Raw genomic sequence first — 3,069 nt, 5'->3', positions numbered from 1 at the left:
GCACGCACGTCGCCGGTGAGATCGCCGCCGCCCGCAACGGCGTCGGCATGACGGGCGTGGCGCCGGGCGTGAAGGTCTCCGGCATCATCGGGACGCCGGCCCGGCACCCCGGCGGCGGCGCCGGGCACCCTCCCGAGGGACGCGCTGTCCTGCCGGGCCGCCGTTACGGCAACAATGGAGGGATGAGCGACAGTCCAGCCCCCCTCGCCGACCCGCACCTCGTCTTCGACCCTCTCGGCGGCGACGGCCCCAAGGACGTGGTGGTCCTCGGCTCCACCGGATCCATCGGCACCCAGGCCATCGACCTCGTGCTGCGCAACCCGGACCGCTTCCGGGTCACCGCGCTGTCCGCCAACGGCGGACGGGTCGGCCTCCTCGCCGAGCAGGCGTACCGGCTCCGCGTGCGGACCGTCGCCGTCGCCCGCGAGGACGTCGTACCGGCCCTGCGCGAGGCGCTCGGCGCCCAGTACGGGACGGGGGAGCCGCTCCCGGAGATCGTCGCCGGGCCCGGTGCGGCCACCGAGGTCGCCGCCTCCGACTGCCACACCGTCCTCAACGGCATCACCGGCTCCATCGGGCTGGCCCCGACCCTGGCCGCCCTGGAGGCGGGCCGCACCCTGGCCCTCGCCAACAAGGAGTCGCTCATCGTCGGCGGCCCGCTCGTCAGGGGCCTCGCCGAGCCCGGGCAGATCATCCCCGTCGACTCCGAGCACGCCGCCCTCTTCCAGGCCCTCGCCGCCGGCACCCGCGCCGACGTGCGCAAACTCGTCGTGACCGCCTCCGGCGGGCCGTTCCGCGGCCGGACCAGGGACGAACTGGCGAGCGTCACCGTCGAGGAGGCCCTCGCCCACCCCACCTGGGCCATGGGGCCGGTGATCACGATCAACTCCGCCACCCTCGTCAACAAGGGGCTGGAGGTCATCGAGGCGCACCTGCTGTACGACATTTCCTTCGACCGCATTGAGGTGGTCGTGCATCCCCAGTCGTATGTCCACTCGATGGTTGAGTTCACTGACGGATCCACGCTCGCCCAGGCGACGCCGCCCGACATGCGCGGGCCCATCGCCATCGGCCTCGGCTGGCCCGAACGCGTCCCGGACGCCGCGCCCGCCTTCGACTGGAGCACCGCGTCGACCTGGGAGTTCCTCCCCCTCGACAACGACGCGTTCCCCTCCGTCGGCCTCGCCCGGCACGTCGGGCAGCTCGGCGGCACCGCCCCGGCCGTGTTCAACGCGGCCAACGAGGAGTGCGTCGACGTGTTCCTGCGCGGAGCGCTGCCCTTCAACGGGATCATGGACACCGTGACCCGGGTGGTCGAGGAGCACTGCACACCCCGAGCGGGAACCTCGCTCACCGTGCCGGACGTCCTCGAAGCGGAGACCTGGGCACGGGCCCGGGCCCGGGAACTGACAGCGCAGACGGCGACCGCGGAGGCGCGTGCATGACGACCCTGATGATGATCCTCGGCATAGTCGTCTTCGCGGTCGGCCTGCTGGTCTCCATCGCCTGGCACGAGCTGGGGCACCTGTCCACGGCCAAGCTCTTCGGCATCCGCGTGCCGCAGTACATGGTCGGCTTCGGTCCGACCGTCTGGTCGCGCCGGAAGGGCGAGACGGAGTACGGCGTCAAGGCCGTCCCGCTCGGCGGCTACATCCGCATGATCGGCATGTTCCCGCCCGGACCCGACGGCCGGATCGAGGCCCGGTCCACCTCGCCCTGGCGCGGAATGATCGAGGACGCCCGCTCGGCGGCCTTCGAGGAGCTCCAGCCCGGCGACGAGACCCGTATGTTCTACACGCGGGCCCCGTGGAAGCGCGTCATCGTGATGTTCGCGGGCCCCTTCATGAACCTGGTGCTGGCGGTGGCGCTGTTCCTCACCGTCCTGATGGGGTTCGGCATCCAGCAGCAGACCACGACGGTCGGCTCGATCTCCCCGTGCGTGATCGCGCAGAGCGAGAACCGCGACACCTGCAAGAAGTCCGACCCCGCCTCCCCGGCCGCGGCCGCGGGCATGAAACCGGGGGACCGGATCGTCGCCTTCGACGGCGTGCGGACGGACGACTGGAACACGCTGTCCGACCGCATCCGGGTCAGTGCCGGCAAGGACGTGGCCCTCGTCGTCGACCGCGACGGCCGGGAACTGACCCTGCACGCGAGGATCGCCACCAACCAGGTCGCGAAGAAGGACTCCACCGGCGCCTACGTCCAGGGCAAGTACGTCAACGCCGGCTTCCTCGGCTTCAGCGCGGCCACCGGCGTCGTCAGGCAGGACTTCGGCGAGTCGGTGACCTGGATGACCGACCGGGTCGGCGACGCCGTCGACTCCCTCGCGGCCCTGCCCTCCAAGATCCCCGCCCTGTGGAACGCGGCCTTCGACGGCGCCCCGCGCGAGCCCGACTCCCCGATGGGCGTGATCGGCGCCGCCCGGGTCGGCGGCGAGATCTTCACCCTGGACATCCCGGCCAGCCAGCAACTCGCGATGGCCGTGATGCTCGTCGCCGGCTTCAACCTCTCCCTGTTCCTCTTCAACATGCTCCCGCTGCTCCCGCTGGACGGCGGGCACATCGCGGGCGCCCTGTGGGAGTCGCTGCGCCGGCACCTGGCCAGGGTCATGCGGCGCCCCGACCCGGGCCCGTTCGACGTGGCGAAGCTGATGCCGGTGGCCTACGTGGTGGCCGGGATCTTCGTCTGCTTCACGATTCTGGTCCTCATCGCGGACGTCGTTAACCCGGTCCGCATCTCCTAGACACGTCCCGTTGAGGGCGGCCGGGCGGGGTTCCCGCCCGGCCGCCCTCCATCGAGCGGGTTTGACGGGTGGGATGTGCCCGCCGCCCTGGCGGTGCCGTAATCTCGAAGCCCGGAGCCCGCTGCTCACGGGACCGGATCTTGATCCACGACTTGGGGTTGCACAGCAGATGACTGCGATTTCTCTCGGCATGCCGTCCGTTCCGACCACGCTCGCCGAGCGCCGCAAGAGCCGGCAGATCCAGGTCGGTTCGGTGGCGGTGGGCGGGGACGCGCCGGTGTCGGTGCAGTCGATGACGACGACGCGGACCTCGGACGTCGGTG

Annotated in this window: 2 protein-coding genes and 1 pseudogene; all 3 read left to right on the top strand. The window is 71.4% G+C overall.

Annotation, left to right across the window (positions count from 1 at the left end; all coding sequences use genetic code 11):
• Positions 1-182: 182 nt before the first annotated feature.
• Positions 183-1,445, top strand: a complete 1,263-nt coding sequence (dxr, locus tag ACWDNY_RS31260) for a 1-deoxy-D-xylulose-5-phosphate reductoisomerase (RefSeq protein WP_451649182.1) — start codon at positions 183-185, stop codon at positions 1,443-1,445.
• Positions 1,442-2,746, top strand: a complete 1,305-nt coding sequence (locus ACWDNY_RS31255; protein ID WP_451649181.1) for a M50 family metallopeptidase — start codon at positions 1,442-1,444, stop codon at positions 2,744-2,746. The genes dxr and ACWDNY_RS31255 overlap by 4 nt, the downstream gene beginning before the upstream one ends.
• Positions 2,747-2,915: 169 nt before the next feature.
• Positions 2,916-3,069: pseudogene (locus ACWDNY_RS31250) on the top strand (flavodoxin-dependent (E)-4-hydroxy-3-methylbut-2-enyl-diphosphate synthase); the annotation flags it as partial.

This window comes from Streptomyces sp. NPDC003697 (assembly GCF_053587115.1).
This window is presented reverse-complemented; position numbering and strand designations above follow the sequence as displayed.